A 19,438-nucleotide genomic window follows, 5' to 3' on the forward strand; every position below is an offset into this window, starting at 1 on the left:
TACGGCCCGTCAATCCCCTTGCACGGAACGCCTGCGAGGGTCCTGCCGAAACCTGTGAAAACGTTCTTGTCCCACCCGGGCCGAAACTTCTCGCGTACGGTTTCCCCCACGCGCAGCGGAACAGGAGAACTCCCATGTCACAGGCGACCGGCCCCGCTCGTTCGCGTCCGGCCACACTCAGCGATGTCGCCCGGCTGGCGGGCGTGTCCGTCGCCACCGCGTCCAAGGCCCTCAACGGCCGAAGCCAGGTGCGGGCCGAGACGAGGCAGCGGGTGATCGAGGCCGCCGAGCGGCTCTCGTTCCGGCCCAATCAGCTGGCCCGCGGCCTGCTCGCCGGGCGTACGGGCACCGTCGGTCTGCTCACCAGCGATCTGGAGGGCCGGTTCAGCATCCCGATCCTCATGGGCGCCGAGGACGCCTTCGGCGCGGGCGAGGTCGCTGTCTTCCTCTGCGACGCCCGCGGCGACGCGATCCGTGAGCAGCACCACGTCCGGGCGCTGCTCGGGCGCCGGGTCGACGGGCTCATCGTGGTGGGCAGCCGGACCGATCCGCGTCCGTCGCTCGGGCGTGACCTGCCCGTCCCCGTCGTCCACGCGTACGCGCCGTCGGACGATCCCGCGGATCTGTCCATCGTCCCCGACAACGTCGACGCCGGCCGGATCGCGGTGGAACACCTGCTCGCCTGCGGCCGTACCCGGATCGCGCACATCACCGGGGACCCCGGCTATCTCGCGGCGCGGGACCGGGCCGAGGGGGCCGGGGCCGCGCTCGCCGACGCCGGCCTCGCGCCGGTCGGCGCACCGCGTTTCGGTGCCTGGACGGAGGGGTGGGGGCGGGCGGCCACCGCGCTGCTGCTCGACCGGCACCCCGACGTCGACGCCGTGCTGTGCGGCAGCGACCAGATCGCCCGCGGTGTGATGGACGTGCTGCGCGAGCGCGGTCACCGGGTGCCGGAGGACGTGGCGGTGATGGGCTTCGACAACTGGCAGGTCCTCACCGCCTCCTCGCGCCCTCCGCTGACCAGTGTCGACATGAACCTCGAACAGGTCGGCCGGGCGGCGGCGCACGCCCTGTTCACCGCGATCTCCGGGAACCGGCGCTCGGGGATCGAGACCCTGCCCTGCCGCGTGGTGATCAGGGAGTCGACAGCGCCGCTGTCCTGAGCCCCGTTGTCCTGAACCTCCGCTGTCCTGAATTCGGTTGTCCTCAACCCCGTTGTCCTGAACACCGCGGTCCGCCCGGCCCGTCCCGTCCGCATCCCTTGACACCTCACCGGCCCGCTCCTACGTTGCGAAAACCTTTCAGGTCTGTTTCGGCACGCCTCGGGTCATGCACGGGTCACGCACGGGTCACGCACTCCGGCGCCCTCACGAGCACGCGCTTGTTGTCAACCGGACAGGGAGCATCCGATGAGAAGACCGCACGTCCACCTGTTACGACGCCTGCGGACGAGGAGTCTCCTCGTCGCGCTGGTGCTCAGCGTCTGTTCCGTCGTCGTCGCGCCCCCTGCCTCCGCGGCGCAGACGATCGGGTTCCCCTCCTTCTCCGGACCGGCGATCCCGGCCCCGCCCGTCGCCCACACACCGGGCGACATGATGCGGGCCATGTACGACGCGGAGAGTTCGGGGACCGACTTCTGGATGGACCGTCTGCTGGCCCGCTCCGGCAACGACCCGGCAGGACCCTGGCTGATGAGCCGGGGGCGCGCGGTCTTCATGAAGACCCACAACCCCGCCGTGCTCGGTTTCGGCGGCAACGTCGCCTACTGGGAGTCGCTCAGCAACCAGAACGCCTACAGCGTCGCGATCACCCCGGGCACCTTCACCGAACAGGTCGCCCAGCGCCGGCAGACGCCCAGCCACTGGAAGAGCGTGCACACCAGCGGCTCGGTCACGGTCGACCAGACGAAGTTCATCACCGACAACAACGTCGCCGTGACCAACCTGTCGATCAGGAACAACGGCACCGCCGCCACCACACTGCAGCTGCGGGCGGTCTCCCCGTACGCCACCACGGGCAGCGGCGGCGAGCTGACCGGCCAGATCAACGCGTACAACAACCTCACCACGGTCCGCCCGCGGCTCACCGGCGACGGCTTCACCGCGACCGGCGGCGGCCTCAACCGGTCCGTGACGATCGCGGCCGGAGCGAGTGTGACCGCCAAGGTGGTGATGGGCTTCGTCACCGACGAGATCCCCGAGTCGCTCACCGAGTACAACGCCTACGCGGCCTACTCCAACGCCACCGCGTTCGCCACCCACGTCAGGGCCTACAACCTGTGGTGGGCGCAGAACGTGCCGTACATCGACGTACCGGAAGGCGCGATCAAGAAGAACATCTACTACCGCTGGTGGCTGATGCGCTTCAACAATCTCGACGCCGACATCCCGGGGCAGACCTTCCAGTTCCCCACCTCCATGGAAGGCGTCCTCGGCTACAACAACGCGATCGCGCTCACCCAGCCCATGCACATCGACGATCTCAAGTACCTGCGCAACCCGGCCTACGCGTACGGGGACTGGCTCAGCGTCGGCCAGACGTCCAAGGGCGGCCGCTTCCTCGACAACCCGGGCGACCCGGAGAACTGGTCCAACAGCTACACCCAGTACATCGCCGAGGCCGCGTGGAAGAGCTACCAGATCCACGGTGGCCAGCCCGCGATCGCGGGTCAGCTCGCGCACTACGCGGAGGGCGACGTCAAGGGCCAGCTCGACTACTACGACCACGACAACAACAAGCTCATCGAGTACGACTGGGGTGCGCTGACCGGCAACGACGCCGACGCGGTCTCCTTCCACTGGAAGCCCGGGAACATGGACCGCACGGAGTCCGCCTACCAGTACAGCGGCGCGCTCGCCGCCGCCCAGGCGTACGAGGCGACCGGCAACACGGCCAAGGCCGCCGAGCTGCGCACGCTGGCGACGCAGATCAAGGACGCCATCGTCAACGTACTGTGGAACCCGAACCGGCAGCTGTTCGAGCACCGGCTCAAGTCGACCAACGAATGGGTGCCCTGGAAGGAGATCAACAACTACTACCCGTTCTCGGTCGGAGCCGTCCCCGACACCGCGGCCTACAAGCAGGCCCTGCGGCTGTACGACGACGCGGCCCAGTACCCCGTCTTCCCCTTCTACACGGCCAACCAGGCCGACAAGAAGGCCGCGGCCGCCGCCGGCAACCCGGGCTCCAACAACTTCTCGACCATCAACTCCACCGTGCAGTTCCGGCTGTACTCCTCGGTGCTGCGCAACTATCCCAACTCCTGGATGAGCGCGACCGACTACAAGAAGCTGCTCTACTGGAACACCTGGGCGCAGTACGTCGGCGGCGACACCCAGTGGCCCGACGCCAACGAGTTCTGGGCGGACTGGAACGGCACCGGGATCGACTACCGCTCCTGGATCCACCACAACATCCTCGGCAGCAGCAACTGGACCGTGATCGAGGATGTCGCGGGGCTGCGCCCGCGCAGCGACGCCAAGGTCGAGCTGTCCCCGATCGACATCGGCTGGAGCCACTTCACGGTCAACAACCTCCGTTACCGGGGCGCCGACCTGTCCGTCGTCTGGGACGACCCGGCCGACAGCACGGTGCACTACCCCGGCATCCCCAAGGGCTACTCGATCTTCATCAACGGAAGCCGGGTCGCCACCGTCGGCTCGCTCACCCCCTTCACCTGGGACCCGGCCACCGGTGACGTCACCACGAACGGCACCGTCACGTACCGCACGGCCGTCCCCGGCCTCAAGGCCCCCAACCAGGTCGTGCAGAGCAGCCCCCAGATGGTCGACATGCTCGCCAAGGCCGGTGTCGACCTGACCGGGGATCCGGCCAACCTGGCCTCGGGAGCGACCGTGTCCGCCTCCTACACCGGGTCCGGCAGCAACGTCTCCGGCGCAGTCGACGGGTATCCCACCAACGAACCGTTCTGGGGCGCCGGCGGATCTCCCAACAGCCAGGACTGGTACGAGCTGAACTTCGGCACCGCGCGCACCCTCGACGAGATGCGCCTGTACTTCAAGGACAGCCGCCCGGCCTCCGCCACCTACCGGGCGCCCTCCGCCTACACCGTCCAGTACCACGACGGCAGTTCCTGGGTGACGGTGCCCGACCAGACCAAGAGCCCCGCCGCGCCCCGGGCCAACTACAACCTGGTGCGGTTCCCCGCGATCAGCGCCCAGCGCGTACGGGTCCTCGCCACCCACGCCTCCGGGGCCAGGACCGGGCTCACCGAGATCAAGGTCCACAACCGGGGCGGTGTCCAGCCACCGGCCAACGTGGCGAGGGCCGCGACGCCGTCCGCGTCGTACACCTCCCCCTGGGAGAGCGTCGCGGCGATCAACGACGGCATCGACCCGCCGTCGTCCAACGACACCGTCAACCCGCGCTGGGGAACGTGGCCCCAGACCGGACAGCAGTGGGCGGAGCTGACCTGGCCGTCGGCCAGGACCGTCGACAGAGCCGAGGTGTACTTCTTCGACGACGCCCAGGGCGTCACCCTGCCCGCCTCCTGGAAGCTCCAGTACTGGAACGGCAGCGCCTACGTGGACATGCCCGGCGCCGGCTCCTATCCGCTCGCCAAGGACCGGTACAACGCCGTCACCTTCACCGCCACGGACACCACACGCCTCCGTGTGCTGCTCACCGGCAACGGCACCAGCTCCGTCGGACTCCTCGAAGTGAAGGCGTACGGGCCCTGACCCGACCGATGAAGGGATGTGCACCAGTGACCCGCTCCCGATGTCTCTCCGTACTCGTCGCCCTGCTCACCGGGGTGGCCGCCTTCCTGGTGGCGCCACCCGCCTCCGCCGCCACGGCGTTCACGTCCACGGCGGTGAACCAGAACGGCGGCAACTGCCTTGATCTGCCCAGTGGTTCGACAGCCGTCGGCACACAACTGCGCGCGTTCACCTGCGGGACCGCCGCGAACCAGAACCTCGGCTTCACCCCGGTGGCGGGCACGGCCGACACGTACACGATCAGCACCCCGTCCGGCCAGTGCGCCGATGTGTCCGGCGCGTCCGCGGCGGACAACGCCGCGATCATCCAGTGGCCCTGCCACAGCGCGACGAACCAGCAGTGGCGCCTCGTCCCGGTGGCGGTGAGCGGCACGGACCGTACCTTCAACCTGGTCTCCGTCGGCTCGGGCAAGTGCGTCACCCCGAGCGGCGGCGCGTCCGCCTCAGGCACCAGCCTGGTGCAGCTGCCCTGTGCCACCGCGAACGGCCGGGTGTGGCGGCTGCCCGGCTTCCCCGCCGACGGTACGGGGACAGGCACCTTCACCAACCCGATCGCCCAGCGCGGCCCCGACCCGTGGCTCACGTACTACGACGGGTTCTACTACCTGGCCACCACGACCTGGAACTCGACCGTCACCATGCGCAAGGCCGGCACGCTCGCGGGCCTCGCCACCGCCACCGAGCAGGTGATCTTCAACCTCACCCGGCCCAACGGCGCCGGCACCATGTGGGCCCCGGAGTTCCATCTGCTCGACGGCCCCAACGGCAAGCGGTGGTACTTCTACTACACGGCCGGGCAGGAGCCGTACAACCTGGGCACCCAGCGGATCCATGTCCTCGAAAGCGCCGGACTCGACCCCATGGGGCCCTACAGCTTCAAGGCCGACCTGCTCGACCCGACCCAGGACAACACCTGGGAACTGGACCCCGGCATCCTTCAGCTGAACGGGCAGCTCTACCTGCTGGGCACCTTCTACAACGGCTCCCAGCCGATGTTCATCCGGCCCCTGTCGAACCCGTGGACGGCGAGCGGCACCCGTCGTGTGCTCTCCACACCGACGTACAGCTGGGAGACCGTGGGCGGAGCCGTCAACGAAGGCGGCGAAGTCCTCCAGCGCGACGGGAAGACCTTCATCGTCTACTCCGCCAGCCACTGTTCCACACCCGACTACAAACTGGGCATGCTCACCTACAACGGCGGTGACCCGCTCAACTCCTCGTCCTGGACCAAGTCGCCGAACCCGGTCTTCCAGAGGTCCAACGCCAACGGCGTGTACGGACCCGGGCACAACGGCTTCTTCACGTCGCCCGACGGAACCGAGGACTGGATCGTCTACCACGCCAACAGCAGCGCGACCGGCGGCTGCGACATGAACCGCTCCACCCGCGCCCAGAAATTCACCTGGAACGCCGACGGCACACCGAACTTCGGCACACCCGTGGCCCTCGGAACGACCCTCCCCGCACCGTCGGGCGAGTAGCCGGCGCCGCCCCCGCCGCACTGCGACGCGGCGGGGGCGGCGTCCCGGTGGGCCCGGTGGGCCCGTACTCCCGGCGGTGTTACGAGGGCTGAGGCGTCTTCCTCGCCCTGAGGACGTCGCCCATGGACTCCTCGCGCCACCGCTTCAGCAGCTCGTGGAAGGCGAACGCGCCGTGCGGGTAGCCCGACGGGCCGTTCGGGCGGCCGCGGCCCTCGGCGTTGTAGTAGCCGGGGGTGCACTCGGCGTGGAACCACTCGTGGTCGGGGGCGCCCTCGGCCAGGGTGGCGAGCCAGGCGTCCTCGGCTTCGCCGGACGGTTCGAGAAGGGCGCCCTTGGCCTCGGCGGCGGCGACGAGGGCGGCGCCGTGGACGGCCTGTTCGTCCAGGATGTGAGTGAAGTTGACGCTGCTGGCGTTCTGCAGCGATCCCATCTGGATCAGGTTCGGGAAGCGGTCGCAGGTGAAGCCGTGCAGCGAGCGCGGGCCCCGCTGCGCCCAGGTGTGCAGCAGTTGGACGCCGTCGCGGCCGTGCACGGGGAGGTTGCCGGAGAGAATGCCGGACGTCCCGACGGAGAATCCCGTGGCGAAGATCAGGCAGTCGAGTTCGTACGCGGTGCCGCCGACCACGACGCCGTTCTCGGTGATGCGCTCGATGCCGTGGGTGTCGGCGGTGTCGACCAGGGTGACGTTGGCGCGGTTGAACGCCGGGTAGTACTTGTCGGAGAACGTCGGACGCTTGCAGGCGTACCGGTACCAGGGCTTGAGCCTCTCCGCCGTGTCCGCGTCGGTGACCGTCTCCTCGACGCGGGCGCGGAGTTCGTTCATCTTGGCGGCGTCGGCGGCTTCGTAGGCGATCTCGAAGGCCTTCCGGTCGCCCTGGCGGCGGAAGCTCGGCAGAAGCTTCTCCAGGAGGCCGGCCGCCGCGGTCCACTGGTCCGCCACGAGGTCCTGCTCGGCGGGCTCGCCGGAGACGATGCGGAGATAGTTGTCGCGGCGCTCGCGTGCCCAGCCGTCGTGGTCGGCGCCGACGTCCTCGGCGGTGGTACGGCGGTTGGCGCGTATGTCCACGGTGGAGGGGGTGCGCTGGAAGACGTAGACGTGTGCGGCGTCCTCGGCCAGCATCGGAATGACCTGGATGCCGGTGGCGCCGGTGCCGACGACGCCCACCCGCTTCTGCGAGAGGCCCGTCATGCCGCCGTCCGGGGTGCCGCCGGTGTAGGCGTAGTCCCACCGCGACGTGTGGAAGGTGTGTCCCTCGAAGTCCTGGATGCCGGGTATCCCGGGGAGCTTCGGCTCGGAGAGGGTGCCGGTGGAGGTGACGACGTACGTGGCCCGGAACGAGTCGCCCCTGTCGGTCGCCACGATCCAGGTCTCGGATGCGTCGTCCCAGGTCAGCGAGGTGACCGCGGTGGAGAACAGGGCATCGGGGTAGAGGTCGAACTTCTCCGCGATACGTACCGCGTGACGGCGGATCTCCTCGCCGGGAGCGTACTTCCACTCCGGCACGTATCCGGTCTCGTCGAGCATCGGCAGATAGACGTGTGCCTCGATGTCGCAGTGGATGCCCGGGTACCGGTTCCAGTACCAGGTGCCGCCGAAGTCGCTGCCCTTCTCGACGATCCGGACACGCCGCACGCCCTGCTGCCGCAGCCGCGCCCCGGCGAGGATGCCGCCGAATCCGCCACCGACCACGGCGACGTCGACGGTGTCCCGCAGCGGCTCGCGCTCGGTCCGCGCGCCGGCGTAGGGGTCGGCGGCGTAGTAGCCGAACTCGGCTTCGGTGGACCGGTACTGGGCCGCGCCGTCGGGCCGTACGCGCCGCTCGCGTTCGAGGCTGTAGCGCTGCCTCAGTTCGGCGATCTCTTCGGGGGTCGGGGCTTGTGACGTGGTCATGTGGGGGGCCTCAATCCTGTCGGTCGTCTCGCACGGGCCGCCCCGGACATGGGCGGCCGTCTCCGCTACCGTAGCAACTACCGGACAACACTGTCCGGTTGGAGGGTGGGTGCGTCGCGGTATCCGGCCAGGGCCCATACGCCCTCCGGCCAGGAGGTTCCGGGACACCGTGCCCACCGCGCAGCCGTACCCGCAGACAGGAAGAGTGACCCCCCATGCGACGACTTCCGCTCCGCTCCCTCGCCGCGCTCACCGCGATCGGCACACTGACTCTCACCGGTTGCGGTACGGAGACAACCGGTCCCGGCGGCAGGGCAACGGCCCCGGCCGGTACGGGCAGGACCATCACCGCGCAGAAGGTCATGCAGGTGACAACGGTGCACGAGGAGACCGGGATGACCCTGCTGGAGGGCCCGACGTTCGACGAGAACGGCAACCTGCTCGTCGTCGACGTCACGGCGCCCCCCGGCAAGCCGAAGGTGATACGTCTCGATGTCCGGAAGAAGACCTCGCGGGCCGTCCACACCGACAGCCGGGGGGCCTACACCTCGGCGCAGTTCAGCCCGTACGACGGGCGGATCTATCTGTCCGACTTCGCCCACGGCGAGATCGTGAGCCTGGCTCCGGGCGGCGGCGATCCGCGGACCTTCTTCGCCGGCGAGGTCGACGGGGCGCGGATGAACCCCGACGACATCGCCTTCGACGAGGAGGGCAACCTCTACATCAGCGACTCACGCGGCCTGACCGAGGGCAAGGACATCGGCCGCGTGGTACGGATCGACCGCACCGGCAAGAAGGCCACCGTCCTGGCCGACAAGCTGGCCGCGCCGAACGGGATCTCGTTCGACGTGGACTACCGCGGGCTGTGGATCAGCGAGCTCACACAGAACCGGATCTCCTACCTCCGTCTCGGCGGGAACGGGGAGACGGTGGCCTCCCGGCACACCGCCATCCGTGTCGACGGCGGGATCTCCGAGACCGACTCGATCGCCGTGGACGCGGACGGCAACCTCTACCAGGGGCTGCACGGCCGGGCCGCGATGATCGTGTTCAACAAGCACGGTGAGCGCCTTGCGACGGTCGAGGTTCCCGGCCGCGCCACGGGGCTGGAGTCGGCGACGAACGTGGCGATCACGCCGGGCGGAACCCGGGCGTACATGACCGTCAGCGGGCCCGCCGGGGGCTATGTGTACGCCTTCGACGCACTGGCGAAGGGCATCCGGCAGTCCAACGGCGGCTGATTCCGCCCCCGCTCACCCGTCCAAGGGCCGCACCGGTCCCGCCCCGACGCCGAGCAGCCGCCAAGCGGCCAGCGCCCGGCGTTCCCGCTCCTCGCGGGTGGGGCCGGTGACGGCGCCGGCGACCATGGAGACGGCGATCATGAGGTCCTGCGCGGCGTTCAGCCGATGACCGTCCGGCAGACAGTCCCGCAGCGCACCCTCCACCCGCCCGGAGAGGGCCCGGGCGTACGCGAGGATGCCGGGGCTGCCGCCCGCCGCGTCGGCGTGCAGGAGGCCGATGAAGGCGGCCGACTCCGTCAGATGCCAGGTCAGCACCCCGAGTACGTCGGCGAAGGTCGCGCCGTCGGCCGCTGCCGCCTGCTCGACCTGGCGCACGTTCTCCTCCAGTACGGCGGTCGCCACGGCGGCCCGGTCGGGGAAGTGCCGGTACAGCACGCCCTGTCCGACCCCGGCCCGGCGCGCGATCGCGGAGAGCGGCGCGTCCAGTCCGTGCTCGGCGTAGATCTCACGGGCAGCGGCGACCAGAGCGGCCCTGTTGCGGGCCGCGGCCCTGGGCCCGTGGTTCGCGGGCCGCCGCCCGTCCGGCATGAGGTGCTCCGTCACTCCGGAAGGGTACCGGCCGCGCGGACCCGCGGAATCCGGCCGGACAGGGGCCCTGCCCGCCCGGCCGGACCGCTACGCGTCCCCGGTACGGGCCGCTCTCACGTCGACGCCCCCGGCGAGCAGCGCCTCGCGGGCGGCCCTGGCCAGGCCGTCGTCGGTGATGACGGTGTCGAAGGCGGTCAGGGCGGCGACCCGGTACATGCCGAAGGTGTCGTACTTGGCGCTGCCCGCCAGCAGCACCGACCGGGAGGCGCCGGCCATCGCCGCCTGTTTGACCTCCACCTTGGGCGCCGACGGTGTCGTCACTCCGCGCCGCAGGTCCCAGGAGCTGGTGGAGATGAAGGCGAGGTCCAGGGCGAGTTGCTGGAGGGTGAGCGCGGCGAGCCTGCCCACCGTCGAACGGTTGGCGTGCTCGACGCGCCCGCCGGTGTGGATCACCTCGATGTCCGGAATGCCCATCAGCGCGTGGGCCGAGGTGAAGTCGTTGGTGACCACGGTCATGCCCTGGCGCCGCACCAGATGGGGCACCAGGGCCTGGCAGGTGGTTCCGGCGTCGAGATAGACGGTGGTGTGATCCTGGAGCAGTTCGCCGGCCTCCCGGGCGATGGCCTCCTTGGCGGGCTGGTCCATCAGCGACTTGTCGACCCGGCTGGGCTCCTGGTGGACCTGCTGTCCGGCGATCCGTACGCCGCCGGGCACCGAGAGCGCCCGGCCCTGCGCTTCGAGCGCGGCGATGTCGCGCCGTACGGTCATGTGGGAGACGCCCAGCATCTCGGTGAGCTGGTGGACGCTGAGCACCGAGTGTCCCCGCAGCAGCTTGATCAGCAGCTCCCGGCGCTGATCCGGGATGAGGGGGGTCTCGTCGGTGGTCACCCAAGTCTCCTTCGCTCGTGCCTTCTTGACGCGTCGCGTCCGGTTGTCCCGGAGGTCATGGCCGGCCGCCCGGGGTGGCGTCCGCGTGCCGACGGTACCCCGGGCGGGCGGTGCCGGGAGCGGCTCAGACCAGGCCCATCGCGTACAGGACGTACAGGATCGCGAACCCGGTCACACCGGAGACCGCGGAGGCGACCCCGATGGACCTGATGCCCTGTCCCACCGTCATGTTGGACAGGGTCGTGGTCACCCAGAAGCCCGACGAGTTCGCGTGCTTCATGATCTGCGCGCCGGTGCCGCATGCCAGGTAGACGGCGAGGGCGGAGATACCGAGCCCCTCCATCAGCGGCTCCATGATCGCGGCGGCGGTCATCACCCCGAGGATGTTGGAGCCGGTGATCGTGCAGATCGCCGCGGCCACCAGGAACGGGACGATGATCGGCGACAGTCCCATGTCCCTGATCATGTCGGCGGCGCCGTCGGCGACCTTGGTGTCACGGATGATCAGTGCCAGCGCGCCACCGACGCCGGTGAGGGCCAGCGGCAGGGCCGCCAGTTTCAGTCCGGCCTCGAAGAGGTCGTTGAGGGTGCTCTTGGCGCGCCACTCCCGGCCGAAGAGCGGCAGCGCGGTGAGACAGCCGATGAAGAGCGCCATCAGCGGCGCGCCGAGGAAGCGCAGCACCCCGCCCGCCCGGGACGTCTCGCCGACCATGTCCACGGCGTAGGAGTCCAGCATGATGAGGACGATCGGGGTGAAGATCGGTATCAGTGACAGGGCCAGGCTCGGCATGCGTTCCGTGCTGCCGGTGGCGGTGCCGGTGCTCTTGGTCTCCTCCGTGCCGCCCGTGGCACCGCCCGCTCCGGCGGGGACCGCGGTCAGGTGGTCGACGTACTCGGCCTTCGGTGCCACGTACGTCTTGATGGTCAGCAGGTAGAGGGTGGCGACGATGATGCCCGGGATGCCGACGAGCGCGCCGTAGAGCATCGCCTGCCCGAGGTCCACGCCCAGGAGCGCGGAGGCGGCCAGCGGTCCGGGGCCGGGCGGGAGCAGGGAGGTCATCACATAGGCGCCGATGTAGAGGATCGGGCCGAGCCGCATCATCGACATGCCGCTGCGCATCGCGATGGCGGAGACCACAGGGATCAGCATCAGTACCACGGTGTCGGCGATCAGCGGGATGCCGACGACTGCGGAGGCGAGGGCGATCGCCCAGGGGATCTTCCTGCCGGAGAACCAGCGCAGCGCCTCCTCGGTGATGCGCAGCGCGGCGCCGCTGAGCTCCAGCATCTTGCCGAGCACACAGCCGAAGATGATCAGCAGCCCGACGTTCGACATGGTGGAGCCGAAGCCCTCGGTGACCAGCTTGAGGGTCTTCGCACCGCCGAGCCCGAGGACCAGCCCGAGCGTGGTGACGATGACGAACAGGGTGGCGACGGGGTGGACCTTGAACTTGGCGATCAGCAGTACCAGCGCGACGATCGCTCCGCCGAACGCGAGCAGCGTATAGGCGTCGGACATGGAATACCTCTTTGTACTCGGGTCGGGGGGCGGCCGGGTCGAGGAGTGGGCGGGTAAGGAGTGGGCGGGTCAGGAGTGCGCGGGCGGGGAGTCAGCCGGCCGTCCAGGCCGCCAGCAGGCCGGGGTCGTATCCGTCGATGTCGGCCAGGGTGATCAGCGCGCCGGCGGGGACGTCCCGGACGAGCCGGGCGTGGGCGGCCAGATAGAACGGCGCGGTGTCCGCGGGGGCCTCGGCGGCGGGCAGCAGGACCGGGGCCACCCCGTCGATCTCGTGGTGGTGGCCTCCCATGGCCAGGACCGTTCCGGCTGCCAGGTCGCGGGCGGCGCGGCCGGCGAGCACCGCGTGCCGGGCCGGCGCCGCCGCTCCCGCCGCGACCCCGTCGCGGACGGCGGCGAGCAGGGTGAGCGGCGTCTCCACACCCATCAGGTGGTAGGGCAGATAGAGACATGCGTAGCGGCCGTCGCGGCTGACGACGTGGCCCTTCTGGGCGAGGGTGCGCCAGGTGACCGGGTCGTGGGTGCGGACCACGGCGAAGACCCCGCCGGCGAAACTGGCCTCCTCCGGCAGCCGCAGCACACTGAAGACATCGATGGCTCCGGGCCCGCCGAGCACGCCGCCGTGCTCGCGCAGGGCGTAGACGTCGGCGAGTTCGGCGACCCGGGCGACGGGGTAGTGCAGATCCTCGCGGTCGGGTACGAGGCCGGTGCCCGCGGCGACGACGGCCATCTCGCAGTAGTCGGCGGCGGCCGCGCGCTTGAGCGGGGCGACGGCGCGGGCACGGGCGGCGAGGGTGGCGGGCACATCGTCGCCGAGTGCCAGCAGCCCGGCCAGCGCGGGGGCGCTCAGGGTCTGGTCGAGCTGGCTGACCTCGCCGGTGGCGGGGTCGAAGACCAGGTCGTACTCGCCCGACTTGCCGATGGCGACGATCTCCAGGCCGAGGGTGCGGAGCCGGTCGTACCACTCGATGAGGTTGGCGGGCTGGTCGCCGGCGGCGGGGGTGTAGACCACGCCGTGGCGGCGGGCGAGCCGGTCGAGCGCCACTCCGGCGACGGAATCGACCTCCTTGCTGACCATCGCCACGTGGTGGCCGCCCGCGAGGGCGTCCCGGGCGGCCCGGAAGCCGGCCGCCGGGCTGCCGGTGGCCTCGACGAGGATGTCGTACGCGGCGTCGGCCAGCAGTTCGGTGCCGGCGACGACGGCGGTGCGCCCGGCGGCGCGGGCGGCCCGCAGTCCGTCCGGGTCGGTGACGAGCGTCAGGGTGGCCGGGTCGTACCCCAGCTCGGTGCAGAGGGCGACGACGGCGGCGGGGTCCAGGTCGCAGAGCACCGCCGGGTGGAGGTCCGGCATCAGCAGCGACTGGGCGAGCAGGGTGCGTGCGAATCCGCCGCCCGCGCCGGTGAGCGCGTAGGTGACGGGGCCCGCCGTGAGCGGACCGCCCGGCGTGTCGACGTTCATGAGCCCTCCTGGGGATGCGGCCCGCGTGGGGCCGGTGTGGTGCATGCGGTTTCCCGCCTCGCAGCGTGAACGTAACGTGGATTAACATAAGCGTCAACGTACGTAACAATGATTCACAGATCTCGATCGAGTGACGGCCATGATCGCCCGAGGCGGTCCCGGCCGGACATGTTCACGACGCAAGGACGGGTGACCGACGGTGCACGGAGCACAGACAGCAGTCCGATGGGGCGCGATCGCCGACGACTTCACCGGCGCCACGGATCTCGCGACGAACTGGGTGGCCAGAGGGGTACGGACCACCGTGACCCTCGGCGTGCCCACCGCCGGGGAACTGGCCGCGCTCGCCGGTGCCGGTGGTGCAGGCGGGGGCGGTGGGGACGCCGTGGTGATCGCGCTCAAGTCGCGTACGGCGCCGGTCGCCGAGGCCGTCGCGGAGAGCCTGGCCGCGCTCGCGGCGCTGCGTGCCCTGGGCTGCGAGCGGATCTACGACAAGTACTGCTCGACGTTCGACTCCACCCCGCGGGGGAACATCGGACCCGTCGCCGACGCGCTGATGGCCGAGCTGGACACCGGGATCGCCGTGGTGGTGCCGTCGTTCCCCGCCACCGGCCGCACCGTGTACCGCGGCCATCTCTTCGTGGGCGACCAGCTGCTCGGCGACAGCCCGATGCGCCACCACCCGCTGACCCCGATGACCGACGCGAGCCTGGTCCGGCTGCTCGCGCCGCAGACCGCGCACCCGGTGACCACGGTCGGTCTCGATGTCGTACGGGGTGACCCGCGCGCCCTGCGGGCGGCGCTGGACGCCGCCGGGAGCGACGGGCGGCGCTACGCCGTGGTGGACGCGATCGACAACGGCGACCTCGCCCGGATCGCGGCGGCGACCGCGGACCACCCCCTGGTCACCGGCGGCTCCGGGCTCGCTCTCGGACTGCCCGCACGCGGCGCGCCCGCGACCGGGGCCATGCCCGTGGTCCCCGGACACCGCGCGGTGCTGGCCGGCAGCGCGTCGGCGGCCACCCGCGGGCAGATCGACGCCGCCCGGTCGGCCCTGCCCAGCCGCCGGCTTGACCTGGCGGCCCTGCGCGACGACCCCGCCGCCGAGGTCGCCCGGCTCACCGACTGGGCCCGCGCCCACTGGGCCGCCGCGCCGGACACCCCGGTCCTCGTCCACTCCGCCGGCTCGCCTCAGGACATCGAGCGGCGGACGCCGGAAGGACAGCGGCCCGCCGCCGAGCTGGTCGAGGAGGCCCTCGCCGGCTGCGCCGTCGCCTTCGCCGGGGCGGGCGCCCGGCAGTTCGTCGTGGCCGGCGGCGAGACCTCGGGAAGCGTGGTGCGCGCCCTGGGCGTACGCCGCCTCGAACTCGGCCCGGCGCTGGCCCCCGGCGTCTCCTGGGCGATGGGTCCCGACGCCCGCGGCACCCGCTACAACCTCGCCCTGAAGTCCGGGAACTTCGGCGAGCGGTCCCTCTTCACCAGCGCCTGGAAGGAACTCGGATGAGCGACGCACGCGCCGAACTCGTCGCGGCCGGAGCCGCGTTGTCGGCCGCCGGACTGAGCCCGGGCACGTCCGGCAATCTCAGTGTGCGCGTCGGTGACCGGATCTACATGACACCGACCGGGGCCCGGCTGGAGGCGCTCGACCCCGGCCGGCTGGCCGTACTGGACGCGCACGCGCCCCTGGACGCGGGGCACACGGCCGGGCCGGCGCCGTCCAAGGAGTTCCCGCTGCACCGGGCCTTCTACCGCCGCGATCCCGCGACCCGGGCGGTCGTCCATCTGCACAGCGCGCACGCGGCGGCCTGTTCCTGTCTGCCGCCCTGGTCGCGCAGGAGCGCCCTGGCCCCGCTCACACCGTATTTCGTGATGCGGGTCGGCCAGACCCCGCTGATACCGTACGCGGCCCCCGGGGACCTGGAGCAGGCGCGCCAACTGGAGCTGCTGGACTTCCCGTTCCACGCCGCGCTGCTCCAGAACCACGGTCCCATCACGGCCGGTGACACCCTCGCGCGCGCCGTGGACGCCGCCGTCGAGCTGGAGGAGGTCTCGCGCCTGACCCTGCTCCTGAAGGACACCGGCCCCCGGGTGCTCACCCCCGACGAGGCGGGGGCGCTCGCCCTGCGCTACGGCACGGTCTGGGAGCCGGCGGCGGGCCGGTAACTCCCGGGGTTCCGGGCGGCCGTCGGGACACGGCCGCCCGGAGCAGCCGTCCCGGGGATGCCAAGTGGTCACTCAACAACCCTTGCGCGGCAGGCCTGTTCACCGTTAGACATGATCGGCCCGCCGGTGCGGGCGACAGGCCTGTGCCCGCACCACTCCCCCCTCCGGAAAAGGCTGCCCCCACCATGCGAACCCCCATACGAAGACTCGCCAGTGTCCTCGCCGCCGGCGCGCTCGCCCTCGGTGCGCTCGCCGCCTCGGCGGCACCCGGCTCGGCCGCTTCCCCGGCCGCGGTCCCGGCCGCCGATTCCGGCTCCTTCAACGTCCTCACGTACAACATCGCCGGGCTGCCCCTCGGGCTCGGCCAGAGCGATCCCGCGACCAACACCCCGCTGATCGGGCAGCGGCTGGGGCCCTACGACATCATCAACGTGCAGGAGGACTTCAACTACCACGCGTCGCTGTACGCGAACGACACCCACCCCTACCGCACCGCCACCAGCGGTGGTGCCGCGTTCGGCGACGGCCTCAACACACTGTCCAGCTATCCGTTCGACGACTTCGAGCGGGTGCGCTGGAGCAACTGCACCGGTACGGACTGTCTGACCCCCAAGGGGTTCACCCTCGCCCGGATGCGGCTGGCCGAGGGGGTGTTCGTGGACCTGTACAACGTGCACACCAACGCCGACACCACCGACGCCGCGCTCGCCGCCCGGCGCGCCAATGTCGTCCAGCTCTCCCGGTTCATCCAGGCCAACAGCGCCTCGAACGCGGTGATCGTGATGGGTGACACCAACACGCGCTACACCCGCACCGGTGACAACATCCGCACGCTCCTCACCGACAACGGACTCACCGACGCCTGGGTCCAGTTGGTACGCGGCGGTGTGGCCCCGGCGCTCGGCGCCGACGCGCTCGTCTGTGACTCGGCGGCGCCCGCCGACGACTGCGAAGTGGTGGACAAGGTCCTCTACCGGAGCGGTCCGCTCGTGAAGCTGTCGGCGACGCGTTACGCCAACGACTGGCGGAAGTTCCTGGACTCCGGCGGCAAGCACCTGTCCGACCACTTCCCGCACACCACCGCCTTCACCTGGACCCTGCCCGCCGACCGGCGCGCCTCCGACGTCTTCGGCGGGCCGCACGGCACCGCGTTCAACGACGCCGCCGCGCTGCCCGCCACGCCCCGGCCCCGCACACTCACCCTGCGCGGCGGCTCCCGCCTCGACGCCGTCGGGATGACGCTCGACGGCGGTACGGTCCTCGGTCACGGCGGCACCGGTGGCACCGCGTCCTCCCTCACGCTCGGTGCCGCGGAGCATCTGACGTCGGTCACTCTGACCCGGGGACAGAAGGACGGCCGGACCCGGGTCTTCTCCGCCGCGTTCCGTACGGACGCGGGCCGGACGCTGTCGTCCGGTACGGCGACCTCGGACACCGTGACGTACACGGCGCCGGCCGGCTGGCAGATCAGCGGCTTCACCGGACGGTCCGGTGACGAGATCGACAAGCTCGGTCTCGTCTACACCCCGCAGTAGACCCGTCGGCCCTGACGCGTACGGACCGCGTGTCAGCGGGGGCCGCCGGCTCCCGCGACGCGCGGGACGGCGTACCAGGGCGGCAGCCTGAAGTCGCCGTCGGCGTACGGGGACGGCGCCAGGATGCGGTGCCGGCCGTCCTGGATCTGGTGGACGAGATGGGCCTGGCCGATCGACGGGTCGGGGGTCAGCTCCGGGTACGCCAGCGCGGCCTGGCCCGGATCCGCCAGATAGTAGGCGCCGTTCACTCCCCGGTGGATCGTGGTGCGCAGCGCGGTGGCGACCCGGCGGTAGTCGCGGGGGTCGTCGACCCGGGACCACGCACCGGCGATCATCCGGGCCCGGTCGTAGGCGATGCCCGCGTGCGACCGGCCCGGGGCGACACCGTGCAGCACCCGGTAGCGCGCGGCGAAGGAACGTCCGATGTGATCGGCGTAGGTGCCCGTCACGGTCGCCCAGAGCAGCCCCTCGGCGAGCGGTCCCAGTGTCTCGCGGAAGCTCGGGATGGACGGGGTGTAGAGCAGGTACGGCAGGACGGGCGGGCCGCCGTCGCGCAGCAGTTCCCGCAGGAACGCGAGGCTGCCGGGCATGAAGTAGTGGCCCACCAGGACCGACGCGGGCGCCATGGCGCGGATGCGGCGGGCGACCGATTCCCACTCCGCCGCGCCCATGCCGATGCCGGAGAGCACGGTGAGGGACCAGCCGCCCTCCTCCACGGCCTTCTCCATCTCGCCCCGGCCCAGATCGCCCAGCGGCCACACTCCCTGCACCACCACCAGCCGGTCCGACTCGGGGCGCCACCGGCCGCTGTCGCGCAGCCGGGTCAGGAACCGCACATAGCCGGGGCCGTAGCGGGTGTCGCTGGGGCAGACCTGGAACACACCGCCGTAGCGTCCCGGGTCGTCGGCGACGCGCGCCACCATCGAGTCGAGTGTCGCCGCGTGCAGATACGGGCAGCCGTAGTCGGCGGCGATCTCGTGCGCCACGTCCTGCGGGCCGATGTAGCCGGACGTCAGCGCGTCGACCTCCAGCCCGACCAGCTCCTCGAACGCGCCGCGGACGGAGCCCGGCTCCGTCACATCGACATCGGCGGTGACCAGCTCGACCCGGCGTCCGGCGATCCCGCCGAGGTCGTTGATCTCCTCCAGCGCGAGCCGCGTCGCCAGCAGCATCTCCGTACCGTCGTCCGCCGCCGGTCCCGTCAGCGGCAGCGCCGCGCCCAGCAGCAGCGGACGGCGGCGCAGCGGCCTGGTGCTGCCCGGCACGGGGGCGGGCAGCGGGGTGCCGCCCTGCGCGGCGAGCGCGGCCCGGCCCACCGCGAGACGGCCGAACGGGGCGCCGCCGCCCGGGAACGGCAGCCGGACCAGGCCCTGGTCCAGTGCCACGGCCGCGGCGGCGGCACGGCTGGAGAGCTGGAGCTTGGTGAGCAGCCGGTCCACATGGGTGGTGACGGTGCGCGGGCTGGTGAAGAGGCGCTCGCCGATCTCGTTGTTGGTCAGACCCGCGACGATCAGGGTGAGGACGTCGAGTTCGCGCAGGGTCAGCCCGTAGGGCGAGGGGTGGCACGGTTCGACCAGGACCCGGCCCATCGGCCGGTCCCGCGGGTCACGGAACGGGTCCACCCAGACCCGGACCAGAGACCGGGCCGTGCTGTCGGTCCACATGAAACCGATCCGGCCGGGTTCGGTCCGTACGCACGCGGCGACCAGATCGGTGAGCGCGGTGTGCGCGCGGAGGAAGGCGACGGCTGGTCCCGGCTCGGCGGTCGGGTGGCCGGCGGGCCTGTCGGTGGCCTCGACCTGGCCGTCGGCCAGCACGATGGCGGCGGCCGGGGGCGGGAGAGGCGTCCCGTAGGGCCAGGGAGCAGGGGTTTTCTTCAGACCGGACACGGCACATCCACCGCCCCTTGTATGAGGACGGCCGCAGACGACGCGGCC

Annotated in this window: 13 protein-coding genes; 7 read left to right on the forward strand and 6 right to left on the reverse strand. The window is 71.2% G+C overall.

All coding sequences use genetic code 11. From position 1 onward, the window contains the following. Nucleotides 1–134: 134 nt before the first annotated feature. From AB0389_RS00255 to AB0389_RS00265, 3 genes are all read left to right on the forward strand, one after another. The gene (locus AB0389_RS00255) at nucleotides 135–1,163 is read left to right on the forward strand and encodes a LacI family DNA-binding transcriptional regulator (RefSeq protein WP_366393033.1); all 1,029 of its coding nucleotides are present in this window, start codon (nucleotides 135–137) and stop codon (nucleotides 1,161–1,163) included. A 246-nt stretch (nucleotides 1,164–1,409) separates the two neighbouring features. Further along, complete coding sequence (locus AB0389_RS00260; RefSeq protein WP_366393034.1) at nucleotides 1,410–4,700, forward strand: discoidin domain-containing protein; 3,291 nt, start codon at nucleotides 1,410–1,412, stop codon at nucleotides 4,698–4,700. A 26-nt stretch (nucleotides 4,701–4,726) separates the two neighbouring features. Further along, nucleotides 4,727–6,220, forward strand: a complete 1,494-nt coding sequence (locus tag AB0389_RS00265; protein WP_366393035.1) for a family 43 glycosylhydrolase — start codon at nucleotides 4,727–4,729, stop codon at nucleotides 6,218–6,220. Between the two features lie 79 nt (nucleotides 6,221–6,299). Here AB0389_RS00265 and AB0389_RS00270 read toward each other — a convergent pair whose 3' ends face one another. Further along, complete coding sequence (locus AB0389_RS00270; RefSeq protein WP_366393036.1) at nucleotides 6,300–8,111, reverse strand: NAD(P)/FAD-dependent oxidoreductase; 1,812 nt, start codon at nucleotides 8,109–8,111, stop codon at nucleotides 6,300–6,302. Nucleotides 8,112–8,326: 215 nt separating this feature from the next. Here AB0389_RS00270 and AB0389_RS00275 point away from each other — a divergent pair, with 215 nt between their 5' ends. Beyond that, complete coding sequence (locus AB0389_RS00275) at nucleotides 8,327–9,352, forward strand: SMP-30/gluconolactonase/LRE family protein (RefSeq protein WP_366393037.1); 1,026 nt, start codon at nucleotides 8,327–8,329, stop codon at nucleotides 9,350–9,352. 12 nt (nucleotides 9,353–9,364) lie between these two features. Here AB0389_RS00275 and AB0389_RS00280 read toward each other — a convergent pair whose 3' ends face one another. The 4 genes from AB0389_RS00280 to AB0389_RS00295 form a co-directional block, all read right to left on the reverse strand. After that, entirely contained in the window at nucleotides 9,365–9,955 is a 591-nt protein-coding gene (locus AB0389_RS00280; RefSeq protein ID WP_366393038.1) for a helix-turn-helix domain-containing protein, read from the reverse strand. Nucleotides 9,956–10,027: 72 nt separating this feature from the next. Further along, nucleotides 10,028–10,828 (reverse strand): DeoR/GlpR family DNA-binding transcription regulator, encoded by an 801-nt coding sequence (locus tag AB0389_RS00285; RefSeq protein ID WP_366393039.1) that lies wholly within the window; start codon nucleotides 10,826–10,828, stop codon nucleotides 10,028–10,030. 124 nt (nucleotides 10,829–10,952) lie between these two features. Further along, nucleotides 10,953–12,347, reverse strand: a complete 1,395-nt coding sequence (locus tag AB0389_RS00290) for a GntP family permease (protein ID WP_366393040.1) — start codon at nucleotides 12,345–12,347, stop codon at nucleotides 10,953–10,955. A gap of 91 nt (nucleotides 12,348–12,438) precedes the next feature. Further along, the gene (locus AB0389_RS00295) at nucleotides 12,439–13,803 is read right to left on the reverse strand and encodes a homoserine dehydrogenase (RefSeq protein ID WP_366393041.1); all 1,365 of its coding nucleotides are present in this window, start codon (nucleotides 13,801–13,803) and stop codon (nucleotides 12,439–12,441) included. A gap of 199 nt (nucleotides 13,804–14,002) precedes the next feature. On the opposite strand from AB0389_RS00295, the gene otnK reads away from it, so the two are divergent. The 3 genes from otnK to AB0389_RS00310 all read left to right on the forward strand — a co-directional run bounded on the left by otnK (nucleotide 14,003) and on the right by AB0389_RS00310 (nucleotide 17,501). Beyond that, complete coding sequence (otnK, locus tag AB0389_RS00300; protein ID WP_366393042.1) at nucleotides 14,003–15,307, forward strand: 3-oxo-tetronate kinase; 1,305 nt, start codon at nucleotides 14,003–14,005, stop codon at nucleotides 15,305–15,307. After that, nucleotides 15,304–15,966: a class II aldolase/adducin family protein gene (locus AB0389_RS00305; RefSeq protein ID WP_366393043.1), complete on the forward strand. Its 663-nt coding sequence runs from the start codon at nucleotides 15,304–15,306 to the stop codon at nucleotides 15,964–15,966. The genes otnK and AB0389_RS00305 overlap by 4 nt, the downstream gene beginning before the upstream one ends. A gap of 197 nt (nucleotides 15,967–16,163) precedes the next feature. Next, nucleotides 16,164–17,501: a jacalin-like lectin gene (locus AB0389_RS00310; protein WP_366393414.1), complete on the forward strand. Its 1,338-nt coding sequence runs from the start codon at nucleotides 16,164–16,166 to the stop codon at nucleotides 17,499–17,501. 32 nt (nucleotides 17,502–17,533) lie between these two features. Here the strand turns inward: AB0389_RS00310 and AB0389_RS00315 are convergent, their stop codons facing one another. Further along, on the reverse strand, nucleotides 17,534–19,390 hold the full coding sequence (locus AB0389_RS00315) for an ABC transporter substrate-binding protein (RefSeq protein WP_366393044.1): 1,857 nt from the start codon (nucleotides 19,388–19,390) through the stop codon (nucleotides 17,534–17,536). Between the last annotated feature and the right edge of the window lie 48 nt (nucleotides 19,391–19,438).

Source organism: Streptomyces sp. NPDC093109 (assembly GCF_040701725.1).
Classification (GTDB): Bacteria; Actinomycetota; Actinomycetes; order Streptomycetales; family Streptomycetaceae; genus Streptomyces.

Bases quoted from the DNA above. Each gene is read 5' to 3' on its own strand.
- AB0389_RS00255 (WP_366393033.1), top strand. From the start codon at position 135: ATGTCACAGGCGACCGGCCCCGCTCGTTCGCGTCCGGCCACACTCAGC.
- AB0389_RS00260 (WP_366393034.1), top strand. From the start codon at position 1,410: ATGAGAAGACCGCACGTCCACCTGTTACGACGCCTGCGGACGAGGAGT.
- AB0389_RS00270 (WP_366393036.1), bottom strand. From the start codon at position 8,111: ATGACCACGTCACAAGCCCCGACCCCCGAAGAGATCGCCGAACTGAGG.
- AB0389_RS00275 (WP_366393037.1), top strand. From the start codon at position 8,327: ATGCGACGACTTCCGCTCCGCTCCCTCGCCGCGCTCACCGCGATCGGC.
- AB0389_RS00290 (WP_366393040.1), bottom strand. From the start codon at position 12,347: ATGTCCGACGCCTATACGCTGCTCGCGTTCGGCGGAGCGATCGTCGCG.
- AB0389_RS00295 (WP_366393041.1), bottom strand. From the start codon at position 13,803: ATGAACGTCGACACGCCGGGCGGTCCGCTCACGGCGGGCCCCGTCACC.
- AB0389_RS00305 (WP_366393043.1), top strand. From the start codon at position 15,304: ATGAGCGACGCACGCGCCGAACTCGTCGCGGCCGGAGCCGCGTTGTCG.